This is a genomic window from Streptomyces sp. NPDC001339, assembly GCF_042895955.1.
In the GTDB taxonomy this organism is placed as follows: Bacteria; Actinomycetota; Actinomycetes; order Streptomycetales; family Streptomycetaceae; genus Streptomyces.
Window position 1 is genome coordinate 118,874 of record NZ_JBIAWT010000001.1, and the last position, 15,188, is coordinate 134,061.

Annotated in this window: 18 protein-coding genes; 1 reads left to right on the top strand and 17 read right to left on the bottom strand. The window is 71.8% G+C overall.

Annotation, left to right across the window (positions count from 1 at the left end):
• Window positions 1-158: 158 nt before the first annotated feature.
• From ACFY12_RS00475 to ACFY12_RS00555, 17 genes are all read right to left on the bottom strand, one after another.
• Complete coding sequence (locus ACFY12_RS00475) at window positions 159-701, bottom strand: TetR/AcrR family transcriptional regulator (protein ID WP_390714323.1); 543 nt, start codon at window positions 699-701, stop codon at window positions 159-161.
• A 124-nt stretch (window positions 702-825) separates the two neighbouring features.
• Window positions 826-1,662: an RNA polymerase sigma factor WhiG gene (whiG, locus tag ACFY12_RS00480; RefSeq protein WP_390713488.1), complete on the bottom strand. Its 837-nt coding sequence runs from the start codon at window positions 1,660-1,662 to the stop codon at window positions 826-828.
• 355 nt (window positions 1,663-2,017) lie between these two features.
• Window positions 2,018-3,358 (bottom strand): DNA-processing protein DprA, encoded by a 1,341-nt coding sequence (gene dprA, locus ACFY12_RS00485; RefSeq protein WP_390713489.1) that lies wholly within the window; start codon window positions 3,356-3,358, stop codon window positions 2,018-2,020.
• A 3-nt stretch (window positions 3,359-3,361) separates the two neighbouring features.
• On the bottom strand, window positions 3,362-5,023 hold the full coding sequence (locus ACFY12_RS00490) for a YifB family Mg chelatase-like AAA ATPase (RefSeq protein WP_390713490.1): 1,662 nt from the start codon (window positions 5,021-5,023) through the stop codon (window positions 3,362-3,364).
• On the bottom strand, window positions 5,023-5,388 hold the full coding sequence (locus ACFY12_RS00495) for a YraN family protein (RefSeq protein ID WP_066937198.1): 366 nt from the start codon (window positions 5,386-5,388) through the stop codon (window positions 5,023-5,025). The genes ACFY12_RS00490 and ACFY12_RS00495 overlap by 1 nt, the downstream gene beginning before the upstream one ends.
• 424 nt (window positions 5,389-5,812) lie before the next feature.
• Complete coding sequence (locus ACFY12_RS00500) at window positions 5,813-6,121, bottom strand: DUF2469 domain-containing protein (protein WP_066937040.1); 309 nt, start codon at window positions 6,119-6,121, stop codon at window positions 5,813-5,815.
• 38 nt (window positions 6,122-6,159) lie between these two features.
• Window positions 6,160-6,708: an NUDIX hydrolase gene (locus ACFY12_RS00505; RefSeq protein ID WP_390713491.1), complete on the bottom strand. Its 549-nt coding sequence runs from the start codon at window positions 6,706-6,708 to the stop codon at window positions 6,160-6,162.
• Window positions 6,701-7,429 carry a signal peptidase I gene (lepB, locus tag ACFY12_RS00510; protein ID WP_390713492.1) on the bottom strand — a complete coding sequence of 243 codons (729 nt, stop codon included), beginning with the start codon at window positions 7,427-7,429 and terminating at the stop codon, window positions 6,701-6,703. Before lepB (ACFY12_RS00510) ends, ACFY12_RS00505 begins: the two co-directional genes overlap by 8 nt.
• Window positions 7,430-7,480: 51 nt before the next feature.
• On the bottom strand, window positions 7,481-8,482 hold the full coding sequence (lepB, locus tag ACFY12_RS00515; protein WP_390714324.1) for a signal peptidase I: 1,002 nt from the start codon (window positions 8,480-8,482) through the stop codon (window positions 7,481-7,483).
• The gene (gene lepB / locus ACFY12_RS00520; protein WP_390713493.1) at window positions 8,430-9,443 is read right to left on the bottom strand and encodes a signal peptidase I; all 1,014 of its coding nucleotides are present in this window, start codon (window positions 9,441-9,443) and stop codon (window positions 8,430-8,432) included. The genes lepB (ACFY12_RS00515) and lepB (ACFY12_RS00520) overlap by 53 nt, the downstream gene beginning before the upstream one ends.
• Window positions 9,436-10,200: a signal peptidase I gene (gene lepB, locus ACFY12_RS00525; RefSeq protein WP_390713494.1), complete on the bottom strand. Its 765-nt coding sequence runs from the start codon at window positions 10,198-10,200 to the stop codon at window positions 9,436-9,438. Before lepB (ACFY12_RS00525) ends, lepB (ACFY12_RS00520) begins: the two co-directional genes overlap by 8 nt.
• A gap of 93 nt (window positions 10,201-10,293) precedes the next feature.
• Complete coding sequence (gene rplS, locus ACFY12_RS00530; protein ID WP_390713495.1) at window positions 10,294-10,644, bottom strand: 50S ribosomal protein L19; 351 nt, start codon at window positions 10,642-10,644, stop codon at window positions 10,294-10,296.
• A 133-nt stretch (window positions 10,645-10,777) separates the two neighbouring features.
• Complete coding sequence (gene trmD, locus ACFY12_RS00535) at window positions 10,778-11,587, bottom strand: tRNA (guanosine(37)-N1)-methyltransferase TrmD (protein WP_390713496.1); 810 nt, start codon at window positions 11,585-11,587, stop codon at window positions 10,778-10,780.
• A complete protein-coding gene (gene rimM, locus ACFY12_RS00540) occupies window positions 11,587-12,132 on the bottom strand; it encodes a ribosome maturation factor RimM (protein ID WP_390713497.1) in 546 nt (181 codons plus the stop codon). Before rimM ends, trmD begins: the two co-directional genes overlap by 1 nt.
• Window positions 12,133-12,216: 84 nt before the next feature.
• Window positions 12,217-12,456, bottom strand: coding sequence for an RNA-binding protein (locus tag ACFY12_RS00545; RefSeq protein WP_030206382.1), 240 nt, complete (start codon window positions 12,454-12,456; stop codon window positions 12,217-12,219).
• 2 nt (window positions 12,457-12,458) lie between these two features.
• Window positions 12,459-12,899: a 30S ribosomal protein S16 gene (gene rpsP, locus ACFY12_RS00550; RefSeq protein WP_390713498.1), complete on the bottom strand. Its 441-nt coding sequence runs from the start codon at window positions 12,897-12,899 to the stop codon at window positions 12,459-12,461.
• A gap of 155 nt (window positions 12,900-13,054) precedes the next feature.
• The gene (locus tag ACFY12_RS00555) at window positions 13,055-13,645 is read right to left on the bottom strand and encodes a hypothetical protein (protein ID WP_390713499.1); all 591 of its coding nucleotides are present in this window, start codon (window positions 13,643-13,645) and stop codon (window positions 13,055-13,057) included.
• 611 nt (window positions 13,646-14,256) lie between these two features.
• On the opposite strand from ACFY12_RS00555, the gene ACFY12_RS00560 reads away from it, so the two are divergent.
• Window positions 14,257-15,123 carry a methyltransferase domain-containing protein gene (locus ACFY12_RS00560; protein WP_390713500.1) on the top strand — a complete coding sequence of 289 codons (867 nt, stop codon included), beginning with the start codon at window positions 14,257-14,259 and terminating at the stop codon, window positions 15,121-15,123.
• The last annotated feature ends 65 nt before the right edge of the window (window positions 15,124-15,188 follow it).

Consider the following 15,188-nt stretch of genomic DNA (forward strand, 5'->3'; position numbering starts at 1 on the left):
CTGCGGGCTGCGGGCTGCGGGCTGCGGGCTGCGGGCTGCGGGCTGCGGGCTGCGGGCTGCGGGCTGCGGGCTGCGGGCTGCGGGCTGCGGGCTGCGGGCTGCGGCGCTAACGAGGGGTGGGGGTGGAGGTGGGAGGGCGGGGGGGGAGGCCCCCCGGGTCAGGGGTGGGTGACGCCGTGGAGGGCCATCGCGACCGCCGCCTCCGTGATCTCGCTCGGGTCTTCCGCGGCACCCAGCTCGATCCGCCGGACCGCGGCATCGACGACACCCTGAAGGAGCATCGCCGCGAGCCGGGGCTGTTCGTGGCCGAGGGCGGCGAGCGCTTCGACGATCATGGCGATGAGTCCGCCGTGCGCGGCGCGGATCTTCTCGCGGGCACCGGCGTCCAGCTCGCCGGCCGAGATGGCGACGACGGCGCGGTGGCGCCGGTCGCCGACCAGCGCCAGCTGCCGGCGTACGTACGCCTCGACCTTCTGCTCGGGCGTGTCGACGCGTTCCATCGCCGCCTCGACCTCGGCGGCCCATACGGGGAAGTCGACCGCGCACAGCTCTTCGACGACGGCCGCGCGCGAGCGGAAGTACTCGTAGACGGATGAACGCGCGAGACCCGTGCGCTCGGCGAGGGCGGGGAAGGTCAGCGCTTCCGTTCCGCCCTCGGACAGCAGGGTGCGGGCGGCGTCCAACAGGGCGCCGCGCTGCATCGTCCGGTGCTCGGCCACAGAGGCCGCTCGAATCCTGGGCACGGCACCACTCTACGGATGGCGTACCGGTCGCGGCACTCCGCATGCGACACGACGTGGATCGGCAGGGCCTCCGGGCGGTGGATCAGCGGCCGACGTCGGCGAGCTTCGCCCTGAGCTGCAGTACGGACTTGGTGTGGATCTGACTGACCCTGCTCTCTGTGACGCCGAGCACATTGCCGATCTCGGCGAGCGTGAGGCCCTCGTAGTAGTAGAGCGTGACCACGGTCTTCTCGCGGTCGGGGAGGGTGTTGATGGCGCGGGCGAGCAGCCGGCGCAGTTCGCGGTCCTCGGCGATCTCTACGGGGTTGTCGGCGGCGGTGTCCTCAAGGGTGTCCATCAGGCTCAGCCGTTCGCCGCCCTCGCCGCCGACGTGCAGCAGTTCCTCCAGTGCCACCACATTCGCCAGGGACAGCTGGCTGAACACTCCGTGCAGCTCCTCGAGCGCGATGCCCATCTCCGCGGCGACCTCCGCCTCGGACGGGGTGCGCCGCAGCTGGGCTTCGAGCGTGGCGTAGGCGCGTTCTACGGCGCGGGCCTTCTGCCGTACGGATCGCGGGATCCAGTCCAGCGCGCGGAGCTCGTCGATCATCGCGCCGCGAATACGGGTGATGGCGTAGGTTTCGAACTTGATGGAGCGTTCGGGGTCGAACTTCTCGATTGCGTCGATGAGTCCGAAGACTCCGGACGAGACGAAGTCGGCCTGCTCGACATTCGGCGGCAGGCCGACGCTGACGCGGCCGGCGACGTACTTGACCAGCGGGGAGTAGTGCAGGATCAGCTGCTCCCGCAGCCGCCCGTCGCCCGATGCCTTGTAGGAGCGCCACAGTTCATCGAGCGAGCTGGGCGGGGCGGGGCGCACGCTGCCGCGCGCGGCGGGTGGTACTGCCGCACGGTCAGACCCGGAGGTGTGCTGGGGCATTCGTCGCCTTGAGCCGTTCTGCCGAGACATGGGTGGATGGATGTATGGGGGTTGAATGTGGCTGTGAGCGTAGCGTGACCGGAGTGTCGCGGTGCGCGAGGAGACAGGTTCGGGCGTGCGCAGATACGTTCCGCTGCCCGCACCCCAGGGTTACCTCGCACGGCGTGTCGACACCCGCAAGCGGTACCGGGTGCGGGGCGGGCCGTGCGGATGGACGCGGTGGCGCGGCGGACGGGCGCCCGTGTCTCCGCTGCGCCACATCGCCGTCTCCTCACGGTCAGGACTCCCGCGCCAAAGCACGGCAAACCTGGATTCTGCGGTCATTCCCCTCACCCTTTCACCCGTTCGCTCCAGGTCAAGTACCGCCTCGCCGGGAACCGTCGGCCGACGCGGCGCGTCGCGCCAACTCCCAGCGGTCGCCGCACCTTTGAACGAATCCGAGGGACTGCAGCTCGAGGAGTTTGACGTGCGTGGCATCGCGGGGTGTGCCCGCTTCGCGCGCCAGGTGGGTGGTGTCCGCGCTGCCGCGTGCGGGCAGCGCTTCCAGCACGCGGGTCGCGACGGGGTCCAGGAGGTCGCGGACGAGGGTCGGCCCGCGGTGCTGCGGGGCCAGCTCGCCGATGCTGCCGACGAGTTCGATGACCTCGTCGGCGTCGGTGACCAGCGCGGCCTCCCCACGCAGGAGTTGGTGGACGCCGGCGGACAGGCCGCTGGTGACGGGTCCGGGCACGCCCATCGTGAAGCGTCCGAGGGAGAGCGCCCTCCGCGCGGTGACCAGGGAGCCGCTGCGGAGTTCGGCCTCCACGACAACGGTGCCTCTGGTGAGCGCGGCGATCACGCGGTTGCGTTGGATGAAGCGGCTGCGGGTGGGGTGGTCGCCGGGCGGTAACTCGGCTACCACCAGACCTTGTTCGGCGATGCGTCCGATCAACTCGGTGTGACCGCTGGGGTAGACGCGGTCGACGCCGGAGGCGAGGACGGCGACGGTGGCGCCGTCCGCGGCCAGTGCGCCGCGGTGGGCCGCGCCGTCAACTCCGTAGGCGGCTCCGGAGATGACGGTCCAGCCGCGGTCGGTGAGTCCGGCGCTGAGGGTGGTGGCGAGATGGGCGCCGTACTCGGTGCAGGCCCGGGCGCCCACGACGGCGACCGAACGCAGTGCCCAGAGCCGGAGGTCGGCTTTCCCGCGCACCCAGAGTCCGATGGGCCGGGCGTCGCCGAGGTCGTCGAGCTGGCGCGGCCATTCGCCGTCGCCGGGGCAGACGAACCGGCCGCCGAGCGCGCTGACGGCGGCGAGGTCCTCGGCGGGGCGGGCCCGGGCGGCGCGCAGCCTCAGGCCCGCCAGCTTGGCGGGGGTGGCCCCCACGGGCGGGTCCGCCGCCTCGTCGGAGAGTGCGTGCCACAGGGCCACCGGGCCCATCTCGCGCAGCCAGCGGCCGGCCGTTTCGTCGCCCGGTTCGAGGATCCGGGTGAGGGCGGCGCGGGCCGTACGCTGCGGTTCGTACGTCCGGCGGGACGGCGCCGTCGGCCGGCCGGGTGGGGTGTGCGTTCCGGGGTGCGGTCCGGCCTCGGCCCGTTCGGGGCCGGCGGGTTCGTCGGTGGGCCCGGGCGGGCGGCCGCGCTGGTGGTGGCCGTTGCGGTGGTCCGGGGCCTCGGCCGGCTCGCTGGCGGCGAAGCCCCACTCGTCGACTCCGTTCATGGCTCACCTCCCCTTGCCGGGCGGCCGCGTGGTAGCGGTCTCGCGCGCGTTGTCGGCTGTGCCCGGGCCGATCGGCGGCACCGCTCCGCGCCGTACGCCGGTGCGCAGTTCCAGCGCCCAGTTGACGTCCTCTTTGGTGGGCCGGTCGCGGCCGGCCAGGTCGGCGGCCGTCCAGGCGACGCGGAGGACGCGGTCAAGGCCACGGGCCGTCAGGAGGCCGCATTCCAGGTCGCTTTCGGCCTGGGCCAGTGCGCCGGGGTGGACCTGCCACCGGGTTCTGAGTTCGTGGCCCGGCACCTCGCTGTTGGTGTGCCAGGGAGTGCCGGCGAGGCGGGCCTCGGCGCGTTCCCGGGCGGCCCGAACCCGTGCGGCGACGGTGGCGGTGGTTTCGCCGCCGCCGAGGGCGATCAGTTCGGAGCGGGCGACCGGTTCGACGGCGATCCGCAGGTCCACGCGGTCCATCAGCGGCCCGGAGAGGCGGGAGCGGTAGCGGCGGATCGTGGACGGCCGGCATTCGCAGCCGCCGATGGTGGTGCCGTGTCTTCCGCACGGGCACGGGTTTGCGGCGAGGGCGAGGAGGAAGCGGGCGGGCATCCGCAGCATGCCGGCGGCCCGGGCGACGATGACATGGCCTGATTCCAGTGGCTGGCGTAACGCGTCCAGGACGGTGGGGCTGCATTCGGCGGCCTCGTCCAGGAAGAGCACGCCGTGGTGGGCGAGGGATACGGCCCCGGGGCGGGGCAGTCCGGGCCCGCCTCCTACGAGGGAGGCCATGGTCGCGGAGTGGTGCGGGGCGCAGTAGGGCGGGCGGTGCACCAGGGGCTGTCCCGGCGGGAGGGTCCCGGCGACCGAGTGGACGGCGGTGACCTCCAGGGATTCCTTGGGGGACAGCGGCGGCAGCAGGCCCGGGAGGCGCTCGGCGAGCAAGGTCTTGCCGGCTCCGGGCGGGCCTTTGAAAAAGATGTGGTGGCGTCCCGCGGCGGCCACTTCCAGGGCGCGGCGGGCGGTGTGCTGGCCGGCGACATCGGCGAGGTCGGGCGCGTGGTCGCCGCGTGGCAGGCCGGCGCTGATGCCGGTTCCGGGCACGACCAGACCGGCCAGGAGGGGGTCGGGGCGGCCTTCCTCCGTCGGCTCCTCCTCGTCGGGCACCGGTTCGTCGGCGAGGACAGCGATCAGCTGGCGCAGACTGCGGACGCCGAGGACGGAGATGCCGGGGACGAGTGAGGCCTCGGCGGCGGTGCGTTCCGGGACGACGACCTGGCGGTATCCGGCATCGGCGGCGGCCAGGACGGCCGGCAGCACTCCGCGTACGGGGCGGACGCGGCCGTCCAGGCCCAGTTCGCCGATCATCATCAGGTCGGTGAGCTCGCGGGGGTCGAGGCGCTCGGCGGCGCCGAGTACGGCGCAGGCGACGGCCAGGTCGAATCCGCTGCCGCTCTTGGGTACGGAGGCGGGGCTGAGACCCACCGTGAGCTTCTTCTGCGGCCACTCGGCACCGGAGTTCACCACGGCGGCGCGGACCCTGTCCCTGGATTCGATCAGGCTCTTGTCGGGGAGGCCGACGAGGGTGAAGGCCGCGACGCCGGGTTCGAGGTCGGCCTGGACCTCGACGACGACGCCTTCGACACCGACCAGGGCGACGGAGCAGGTGCGGGCGAATCCCATCAGGCCACCCCCCGTACGTGCTGCACGACGGGGGCGCCGCGGGCCGGCAGGAGGACACCGATGACGTCGATCCGTACGCCGCCGGGTGGTGGGCCGCCGTGGCGTTCCAGCCAGCGTTCCGCGAGTCGCCGCAGCCGGGCGGCTTTTTCGGGGCGTACGGCGGCCATGGGGTGTTCGTAGCGGCCGGCGCGGCGGGTTTTGACCTCGCACATCACCACGGCGTCACCGTCGGCGGCGACGATGTCGACCTCACCCTCCTGGCACCGCCAGTTGCGGTCCAGGATCCGCATGCCGGTGTCGGCGAGGCGTCGGGCGGCCAGATCTTCGCCGTAGCGGCCGAGGGCGCGTCGCCGGACGTCCTTGATCCGTGCCCCGCGGCCGGTCCGGGCTCGGCCTCCGGCTCGTACGTCGGCGGTCTTCGCCGTGTGTGCGGCGTTCGTGGTGCTCGGGGCAGGCCTGGCGCTCCGGCTGCGCGTCGGGCTCTGACTGTGCGTGGCACCCCGACGATGGGTAGCGCTCCGGCGACTCGTGGCGCCGGGGGTATTCGTAGCGCCGGGGATATTCGTAGTGCCAGGGGTATTCGTGCTGCTCGTGGCGTTCATGCGGTACCACCTCCGGCACCGACTGTGACGCCCCCGCACGCACCTGTTGGATCTTGGTGGATAAGGAGCCGGGTGTGGATAACTTGGTCACCCACACGAGTGACAAAGGCCCTCGATGGCAAAGGCCCTGAACGCCCGGGGTGACGACCGCCGCAGGTGACCGGCCGACTGCGGCAGCCGCCCCGGCTCAGCTCCCCGGAACCTCCAGATCGCTCTTGTTGAGCTCCTCGATGTTCACGTCCTTGAACGTGAGCACGCGCACCTGTTTGACGAAACGGGCCGGCCGGTACATGTCCCAGACCCAGGCGTCGGCCATCGAGACCTCGAAGAAGACCTCGCCCTGGACCGAGTGCACCTGCATTTCGTAATCGTTGGTGAGGTAGAAGCGACGCTCGGTCTCGATCACGTATTTGAACAGCCCGACGACGTCGCGGTACTCCCGGTAGAGCTTCAGCTCCATCTCGGTCTCGTACTTCTCGAGGTCCTCGGCGCTCATGGCAGATCCCCTTCAGCCGTGCGTCCCCCCATTGTGCGTCAGACCCGCTCGGTCTCCAGGCGCACCGGCGCGTTGGGGGGCCCTTCGTCGAGCAGTGTGCGCAGCAGCTCGGCGAGTCTGGTTGGATACACCGTCTCATGTGAGGCGGAGAGTTCCTCCGAAGTCCACCACCTCAGCCCCGAGACGCTGCGTCGCTCCAGGTCGGTGTGCCCGGCCAGGTGGGTGTCCGTCCGGTCGGTCCTGCCCAGGTAGTACCACTCGTCCTGCTCCCAGCGCCGCCCGTCGAAGGGGAAGGCACAGCGGCGTTTCCACAGGACGGGGCCGAGGACGGCGTCGGTGATCCCGGTCTCCTCGGCGAGTTCGCGGCGGGCGGCCTCTTCGTGGGTCTCGCCGCCTTCCAGGCCGCCACCGGGGGTGAACCACCAGGTGTCCGCGGGGTTGTCCGGCTCGAAGCCGTGCAGCAGCAGGATCCGGTCGTCGGGGTCGAGCAGCACGATGCGGGAGACCTGGCGTACCTCCGCCGGATCCGCCCCGGAACCGCCCTGCCAGGAGCCCTTCCCCGAGCCCCGCCCATGCCGCTCAGCCATGGGTACGCCCCTTCCGCCGGGCGATCGGTCCGTAGGCCGCGCCGCCCAGGACGAGGACCGCACCGGTGATCACGCAGAGGGTGAGGAGCCGCAGCGGGCCGGGCTCGGAGATGCCGCCGGGGAGGGCGGAGAAGGCGGCGGGGCGCTCCACGATGCCGATGCTGCCGAGCGGCCAGGCGCGGGCGTCGACCCGGGCGCTGACGGCGCTGCGGGGTACCGCCCCGCGGCCGCCGTCGGTGAGGTGGCCGCGGGAGTCGAGGGAGTCGCCGCGGTGGTCACCGAGCAGGAAGAGCCGGCCGGCCGGAACGGCGGCGGTGAAACCGACGGGCGAGGCGGGCCCGCTGCCCTGGAGGTAGGGCTCCTCGACGGGGGTGCCGTTGACCGTCAGCCGCCCGTCCCGGGTACAACAGGAGATCTTGTCGCCGCCGACGCCGACCACGCGCTTGACCATCGGCAGGTCGCCCCACGCGGAGTCCTGGAAGACGACGATGTCGCCGCGGCGTATCTCGGAGCCGTCGACCTGCTGGGCGAGGACCCGGGCCCCGGCCTCGATCGTCGGCGTCATCGAATCGGTCGGCACCGTGTACGGGCGGTAGACCAGCGCCGCCCAGAGGAAGCCGCCCAGGAACAGCACACAGCCGACGGCCACGGTCAGACCGGACAGCACTCTGCCCGTCGTCCGGCCGTGGCCGTCGGTCCCGCCTTCCGTACTGCCGCTCATCCCAGCTCCCGCCCCGCGGACCGGCCCGCGTCGAAGATCCGGGACGGCACCTTACCCGGGGTTGCGCGATCCGGTCAGCCTCCGGCGACGCCACAGCACGATCGGCACCGCGCCGGCCAGTCCGAGGGCTGCCGGGGCCGCCGCCATCGCCTTGTCGATCCCGGGCTGGTCGAAGGTGTCCGGCACGGGCAGGGTCGACCAGCGGTTGACGGGCCAGGCGATGGTGAACGCCCGGCCGACGACCTCGTCCTCCGAGACCGTGCCGTTGCCCTCGAGGTTCTGGTGGTAGCGGGAGTCGAGGGAGTCGTCACGGTGGTCGCCCATCACCCAGATCCGGCCTTCGGGGACGTGGATCGGGCCGAAGGCGCGGTCACCGCAGGGAGTGGCACCGGGGAAGATGTACGAGTCCTCTTTGAGCGCCTTGCCGTTGACCATGACCGGGCCGCTGCCGTGGCACTCGACGGTGTCGCCGCCGACCGCGATGACCCGCTTGATCAGGTCCTTCTCCTCGGCCGACGGCATCAGGCCGATGAAGCTGAGCACCTTCTGGACGGGGTTGGGCTCCGGCGTCGGGGTCTCGTTCAGCCAGCCGCCCGGGTCGTGGAAGACGACGACCTCGCCGCGCTGCGGCTTGGAGCCGAACCACGGCGTCAGCTTGTCGACCAGTACCCGGTCGCCGCGCTGCAGGGTGTCCTGCATCGAGTCGGACGGGATGGAGAACGCCTGCACCAGGAACGTCTTGATCAGCAGGGCGAGGAGCAGGGCGATGCCGATCAGGATCGGCAGCTCCTTCCAGAAGGCGCGCGGCTTCTTGCCCTTCTTCACGCCGCTCGTCCCTTCCCCCGCTGCCGCGTCCGGCGTACCGGGCTCGCCGGGGCTCCCGGGCTTGTCCAGCGACACGGAGCGCTGTGCCTCCGCCCGTGGCTCAGCCGGTGTCCGTGATCGTGACTGTGGCTGTGACTGATGCGCGGAGCTCGCCGCCGGCTGCGGGGTGTCACCGCTATGTGCCGGCTCTTCGGGCTCTTCGGTTCCGGACCGCGCGCCGACCGCCAAGTCCCCCACATCTGCTCCTCACTCCACGCACTCGCCCACCCGTCAACCGGTGCAGGCCCACCACTCCCATAACGAGCGGGAGTTCCGCAGGGGTCGGGAGTACGGTCAAACTGTCGGGTGACACCCTATGCGGCACAGCCGCTGCGGACGCCTTGGCGCCCGGCGCGTCGCGAACGGCCGCGAACGTGTCCGGCTCCCCGAGACGACGCCAGTGGCCGAACGGCCAGGCGATCACCACGGCCCGGCCCACGACGTCGTCCTCCGAGATCGTGCCACGGTACGGCCCGTTCAGGTGGAAGCGCGAATCGGCGGAGTTCGAGCGGTGGTCGCCCATCACGAAGATCCGCCCGGTGGGGACGTTCACGGTGAACTTCATCAGGGACGGCGGGTTGCCCGGACGGACGTACGGTTCGGTCAGCGGGGTTCCGTTGACCGTGACCCGCCCCTGCTTGTCGCAGCACGCGACGGTGTCGCCGCCAACCGCGATGACCCGCTTGATCAGGTCCTGTTCATCGGCCGACGGGAGCAGCCCTATGGCAGCCATGGCGTCCTTGACGGGCTGCAGGGCGCCCCCGTCGTCGGCGGGCCGGTGCTGTTCCCCTCTGAGCCAGTTGCCCGGGTCCTTGAAGACGACGACGTCGCCGCGCTCCGGCTTCGAGCCGAACCACGGCGTCAGCTTGTCGACCAGCACCCGGTCGCCGATCTTGATCGTCTGCTCCATGGAGCCGGACGGAATGACGAACGCCTGGACCAGGAAGGTCTTCAGGACGAGGGCGATGGCCAGCGCCACGCCGATGAGGATCGGGATTTCCTTGAGGTAGGAGCGGCGCCTGCGCCGCTTGATGCGCTTGGCCTGGCGCCGCCGCTCGGCGCGTCCGCCGGTCGCCGGCCGACGGGGGCTTGGCGCACCGCCGCCGGACTCCCGCGTACCGCCATGCCGCGGACGTCCGCGGCTACCCACGGGAGCCTGCCGCGGCGGGTATCCGGTCGAAGGACCCGGGTGCGCCGATCGTGCGCCAGCGGCTCACCGGCCAGGTGATCAGGTCCGCGCGGCCGATGACCTTGTCGACGGGGACCGTGCCGCCACCCGGGTCGCCGAGGTGGTCGCGGGAGTCTCGTGACCTGCTGCGGTGATCTCCCATGACCCACAGCTTCCCCTCCGGCACCACGATGTCGAAGTCCGCCGAGGACGGCGCGTCCCCTGGGTGGAGGTAGCCCTCGTCCACCGGCTCACCGTTCACTTCGATCCGCCCCCGTTTGTCGCAGCAGGCCACATGGTCACCACCGATGCCGATCACGCGCTTGACGTAGTCGGTGCCGGCGGGCCGGGCCAGTCCCAGCGCCGCGCCGGCTCCGCGCAGCAGCCCGGTGACGGGATTCTCCCCCTGTTCCCTGTGAACGAAGGAGCCGGTGCCGTCGAACACCACCACATCACCGCGCGCCGGCTCGGTGCCGAAACGGTACGCCAGTTTGTTGACCAGCACCCGGTCCCCGATCTGCAGGGTGTTCTCCATGGAGGAGCTGGGGATCAGAAAGGGCTGTGCGACGAACGCGCTGAGCAGCAGGAGGAACGCCAGGCACAGCGCGAGCAGGGCGACCGGACGGCGGCGCAGGCGGGCCGCACGGGCGCGGAAACGCGCGGAGCGCGACCCCTGCTCCGGCCCCGTGACGGGGGTGGGAGAGCGGTCGCGCTCCGTGTGGTGTGCGTCGGTGTCCATGGGGCCCTGAGCCTATCCGGACGCGTCCGGACACCGGCCGCGAGAGGCGCGTTGCGTTGCGCGGGCGCAAGAAACCGCGCCCGGCGGAACCGCTCAGCTCTCGCGCTTCTCCTTGATCTTGGCGGCCTTGCCGCGCAGGTCGCGGAGGTAGTACAGCTTGGCGCGACGGACGTCACCGCGGGTCACGACCTCGATCTTCTCGACGATCGGGGTGTGCACCGGGAAGGTGCGCTCGACGCCGACGGAGAAGCTGACCTTGCGGACCGTGAAGGTCTCGCGCACGCCGGAGCCCTGACGGCGGATGACGACGCCCTTGAACTGCTGCACACGGGAGCGGTTGCCCTCGATGACGCGGACGTGGACGTTGACGGTGTCACCCGGGCGGAAGGCCGGGACGTCGCTGCGCAGCGACGCGGAGTCGACGGTGTCGAGCAGGTGAGACATTTCGTCTGCTTTCTTCGCTGATGCCACAGGTCATCAACGGGATATCGGAAGAGGATCGTTCGGTTGCCGTTCCGTCGGGCGGGCGTCGTTCCCCCTGTGGCAGGGGCGCACGCCGGACGCACACAGCAGCGGCCTATTCTTCCACGGCCTCGCTCGTACGCCCAAATCGGCCGTCCTCACCCTGCGACCAGCCCAGGGCGGCGAGGATCGCCCGGTCCTTCTTGTCGAACGCGGCGGGGTCGGCTCGCTCGATCAGATCGGGGCGGTTGCGGTCGGTGCGGCGGAAGGCCTCGTCGCGGCGCCAGCGGGCGATCTTGCCGTGGTGGCCGCTGACCAGCACCTCGGGGATCGTCCGGCCGCGCCACTCGGGAGGCTTGGTGTAGACGGGCCCCTCCAGGAGGTCGGCCATCGCTCCGGGGGCGAAGGAGTCGTCCTGGTGGGAGGCGGCGTTGCCGAGGACTCCGGGCAGCAGCCGGGCCACCGCCTCGACCATGACCAGCACCGGGGCCTCGCCGCCGGCCAGGACGTAGTCGCCGATGGAGACCTCGCGGACGTCCAGCCGGTCGCCGTACTCCTCGATGACCCGGCGGTCGATGCCCTCGTACCGGGCCGGGGTGAACACCAGCCAGGGCTTGGCGGAGAGCTCGACGGCGAGCTGCTGGGTGAACGGCACACCGCTCGGCGTGGGCACGACGACGACCGGCTCGCCCTCGCCGGAGGCCAGGACCGCGTCGAGCGCCTCGCCCCACGGCTCGGGCTTCATGACCATGCCGGGGCCGCCGCCGTAGGGGGTGTCGTCGACGGTGTGGTGCTTGTCGTGGGCCCACTGCCGCAGGTCGTGCACGCGTACGTCGAGCAGGCCGCCGGCCCGGGCCTTGCCGACGAGGGAGACGTTCAGCGGTTCCAGGTACTCGGGGAAGATCGTGACGACGTCGAGCCGCATCAGCTGTCCTCGCGGCTCGAGTCGATCTCTGCCTGGCTGTCGTCGAGGAGGCCCGGCGGCGGGTCGATGACCGCGCGCTGCTCCTCCAGGTCGATCTCCGGGACGATCTCGGCGACGAACGGGATCATGACCTCGCTCCCGTCGGGCCGCTCGACCACCAGCAGGTCGTGGTAGGGCAGGTGGGAGACCTCGGAGATCCGGCCGACGGCGGTGCCGTCACGGGTGACGACGTCGAGGTCGATCAGCTGGTGGTCGTAGAACTCCTCGGGATCCTCGGGGACCTCGTCGGGGTCGACCTCGGCGATCAGGAGGGTGTTGCGCAGCGCCTCGGCGGCGTTGCGGTCCGCGACGCCCTCGAAGCGCAGCAGCAGACGGCCGCTGTGCACCCGGCCGGTGGCGATGGTCAGCGGCCCGACGGACGACGGGTCGGTGGCGAGGACGGCGCCCGGGGCGAGCCGGAGTTCGGGCTCGTCGGTGCGTACCTCGACGGTGACCTCGCCCTTGATGCCGTGGGCGCGCCCGATTCGGGCAACTACCAGCTGCACTGCGCGATTCCTTCTGTACGGTCCACGGCAACGGGCCGGGGACGGCTCGAAAGCCCTCCCCGGCCCGAGCCGGTGTTCAACGTGTCAGCGGACCTGGTCCACGTCGACGAGGTCGACGCGGATCCCCCGGCCGCCGATGGCGCCGACGACGGTCCGCAGGGCACGGGCGGTGCGGCCGTTGCGGCCGATCACCTTGCCGAGGTCTTCGGGGTGGACCCGGACCTCCAGCACCCGTCCACGGCGCAGGTTGCGCGAGGCCACCTGCACGTCATCGGGGTTGTCGACGATGCCCTTGACGAGGTGCTCGAGGGCTTCCTCGAGCATGCTCAGGCCTCGGTCGACTCGGAGGTGGACTCAGCCGCGGCCTCGTCCGCCTTCTTGTCGGCCTTCTTCGCCTTCGGGGTGATGGCCTCACCCTTCGGCTCGTTGCCGGAGTCCTTGGCGGCGGCCTCGAAGAGGGCGCGCTTGTCGGCCTTCGGCTCGGCGACCAGCAGCGGCGCCGGGGCGGGCTCGCCCTTGAACTTCTGCCAGTCGCCGGTCTTCTTCAGGATGGCGAGAACCGGCTCGGTCGGCTGTGCGCCGACGCTCAGCCAGTAGGCCACGCGCTCGGCGTTGACCTCCATGCGCGAGGGGTTCTGCACCGGGTGGTACAGACCGATCTCCTCGATGGCCCGGCCGTCACGGCGGGTACGGGAGTCGGCGACGACGATGCGGTAGTGAGGCGCACGGATCTTGCCCAGACGCTTCAGCTTGATCTTGACTGCCACGGGAGTGGTGTCTCCTGGTCTTGACGTGGTGGGGCACAACGAGATGCCACGTGGGGTTGCGGTACTCGGGGCCCCGATGGACGCGTCAGCCGGAGGAGAGAGGGGTCCTGTGCGACTGTCGAGTACAGCTAGCCATTGTGCCACACGCCCTGCGGTCAGCCGACCGCGGCCACCTCGGGGATCCGGAACGGCTTGCCGCAGCCGCCGCAGACGATCGGCGCCTGGGCGAGCACGGACGGTACGACCCGGACATTGCGCCCGCAGTCGCAGACGGCCTTGACGCGGACGCCTCCACCCGAGGAGCCGTGCCGAGCGGCCGGTCCCCGGAAGCTGCGGGCGGTGTCGGTGGCCGTGGCGGCGGTATGCGCCTTGAGCGCTCTGGCGAGGCGTTCGATGGTCGGGCGGTAGCGCCTCCTGGCTTCCGGACTGAGGGTGACCAGCGAGAAGCCGCTGCTGGGGTGCGGCTCGTCGGAGTGGTCCAGGCCCAGCTCCTCGGCGATCGCCAGGAACCGGCGGTTGTGGTAGCGGCCAGCCCTGGAGGTGTCGCGGATGCCGCGGGCGGCGGCGATGCCGTGGACTGCCTCATGGAGCAGCCGTTCGAAGGAGAGCTCGGCGCCACAGGCGGACGAGGACTCTCCGATCAGGGACTCGGGCGCGGCCAGGTCGGGCAGCTCGGGGTGGTGCCGTTGAATGTCGGCCCACGCGAGTGCCAGCTCGGCGGCGAGAACAGGCGGTGTCGTGCTCACGTCGTGACAACGAGCAGGGGCCGTCCAGTGTTCCGATTCCGGGGCATCCCAAATAATTTGCACGTACCGGTCAGTTTCCGGTCATGGGCCGCGCCCGGGGCGGGTGCGCTGATCTGCACAGAAGACGCCCAGTGCACCGCAAGCCGGTACGTATCCCCGCGTACGCCGCACGGCCCCCGGCGCACACCGCATGATCCGCGCTCCGCATGGCCGCGCCCGTACGCCGCATGGCGTAGTGCACCGTATGCGCCCGTACGCCACGGAACGATCACCGCGGCGATGGTATGGCGGAAACCTGTGCCCGGCCGCACCGGCCCGTACCCCACCGTAGGGGCTCGCGGACAGGGCGGCCGAGCGGGGACCAGGGGGCGCGCGGAGCATCCACGTGGCGGGTGTTGCCATGGCGCCACGGCGCGGGCCGGGGCACGCTGGAACGGCGCTCCGGGGAGCGGGCCCGGCGCATACGGGGCGCTCGGGAGGCATCCCCGGCGCACCCCCTGGACGCCCGGACGGTTGCGCAGTTGTCTGGATTCCGGGGGCGCACCACGCGCGGACACGGGGGCGATCGGTACGGAACAGCTTCGGGTTCTCGGCGAATAGGGGCACTTTCGATGTCACCCACGCTCGTGCGGCACCAGCTTCCGGACTCCGCTTCCCCGCACCGCACCGGTCCGCCCGCGCACGCCGGTTCGCGCTCCCGCACCCGGGACTGGGCCGAGATCCAGGAGCGGATGCTCGTACCGCTCTACGAGGCCGCGTACGACCGCCTGGGCGTCGGACCCGGCACCCGGCTGCTCGGGCTGGGCTGCGGCACCGGTCTGGCGCTGCTGCTCGCGGCGGCCCGCGGGGCGCAGGTGAGCGGGGTGGACGCGGACGAGTGCCGGCTGGAGCTGGCACGCGAGCGGCTCACGCCGGACGAGGTGCCGGAGCACACCCGGGTGGTCAGCGGCGGCCCGGAGGCCGCGGCGTCCGGGGGCACGGCGTTCAACGTGATCACCGCCTTCCACCCGGTGGGGTGCGTGAGCACCGTCGAGGGACTGGCAGCGTCGCTCACCGCGGCGGTGGAGCTGGCGGAGCGCGGCAGCGCGGTGGTGCTGGGCGGCTGGGGCCCGGTGGAGCGGTGCGCCACGGCCGGGGCGCTACGGGTGGCGCAGCGGCTGGCGGCATCCGGAGAGGGCCCGGAGCACGTCCCCTCCAGCTGGCGCCCGGCCGGACGGGACGACCTGGAGGAACTGGCGGACCGGGCCGGGCTGCGGCCGGACGGCTCGGGACGGGTGGCCTGCCCGTTCGGGTACGCGGATCTGGCGAGCGCGGTGCGCGGGCTGATGTCGACGGGGCTGTTCGACGCGGCGCTGGAGGCCGCCGGGCAGCGCCAGGTGGAGAAGGAACTCGCGGAGGCACTGCATCCGTATCAGCGGGCGGATGGCGCGGTGTGGATGCCGAATGTGTTCCGGTACGTGATCGCGCGGACCCGGTGACGGCGCGCGGACCCGGTAGCGGCGGAACGGACGCCCGGACCCGGTGGCGGCGGAACAGCGGACCC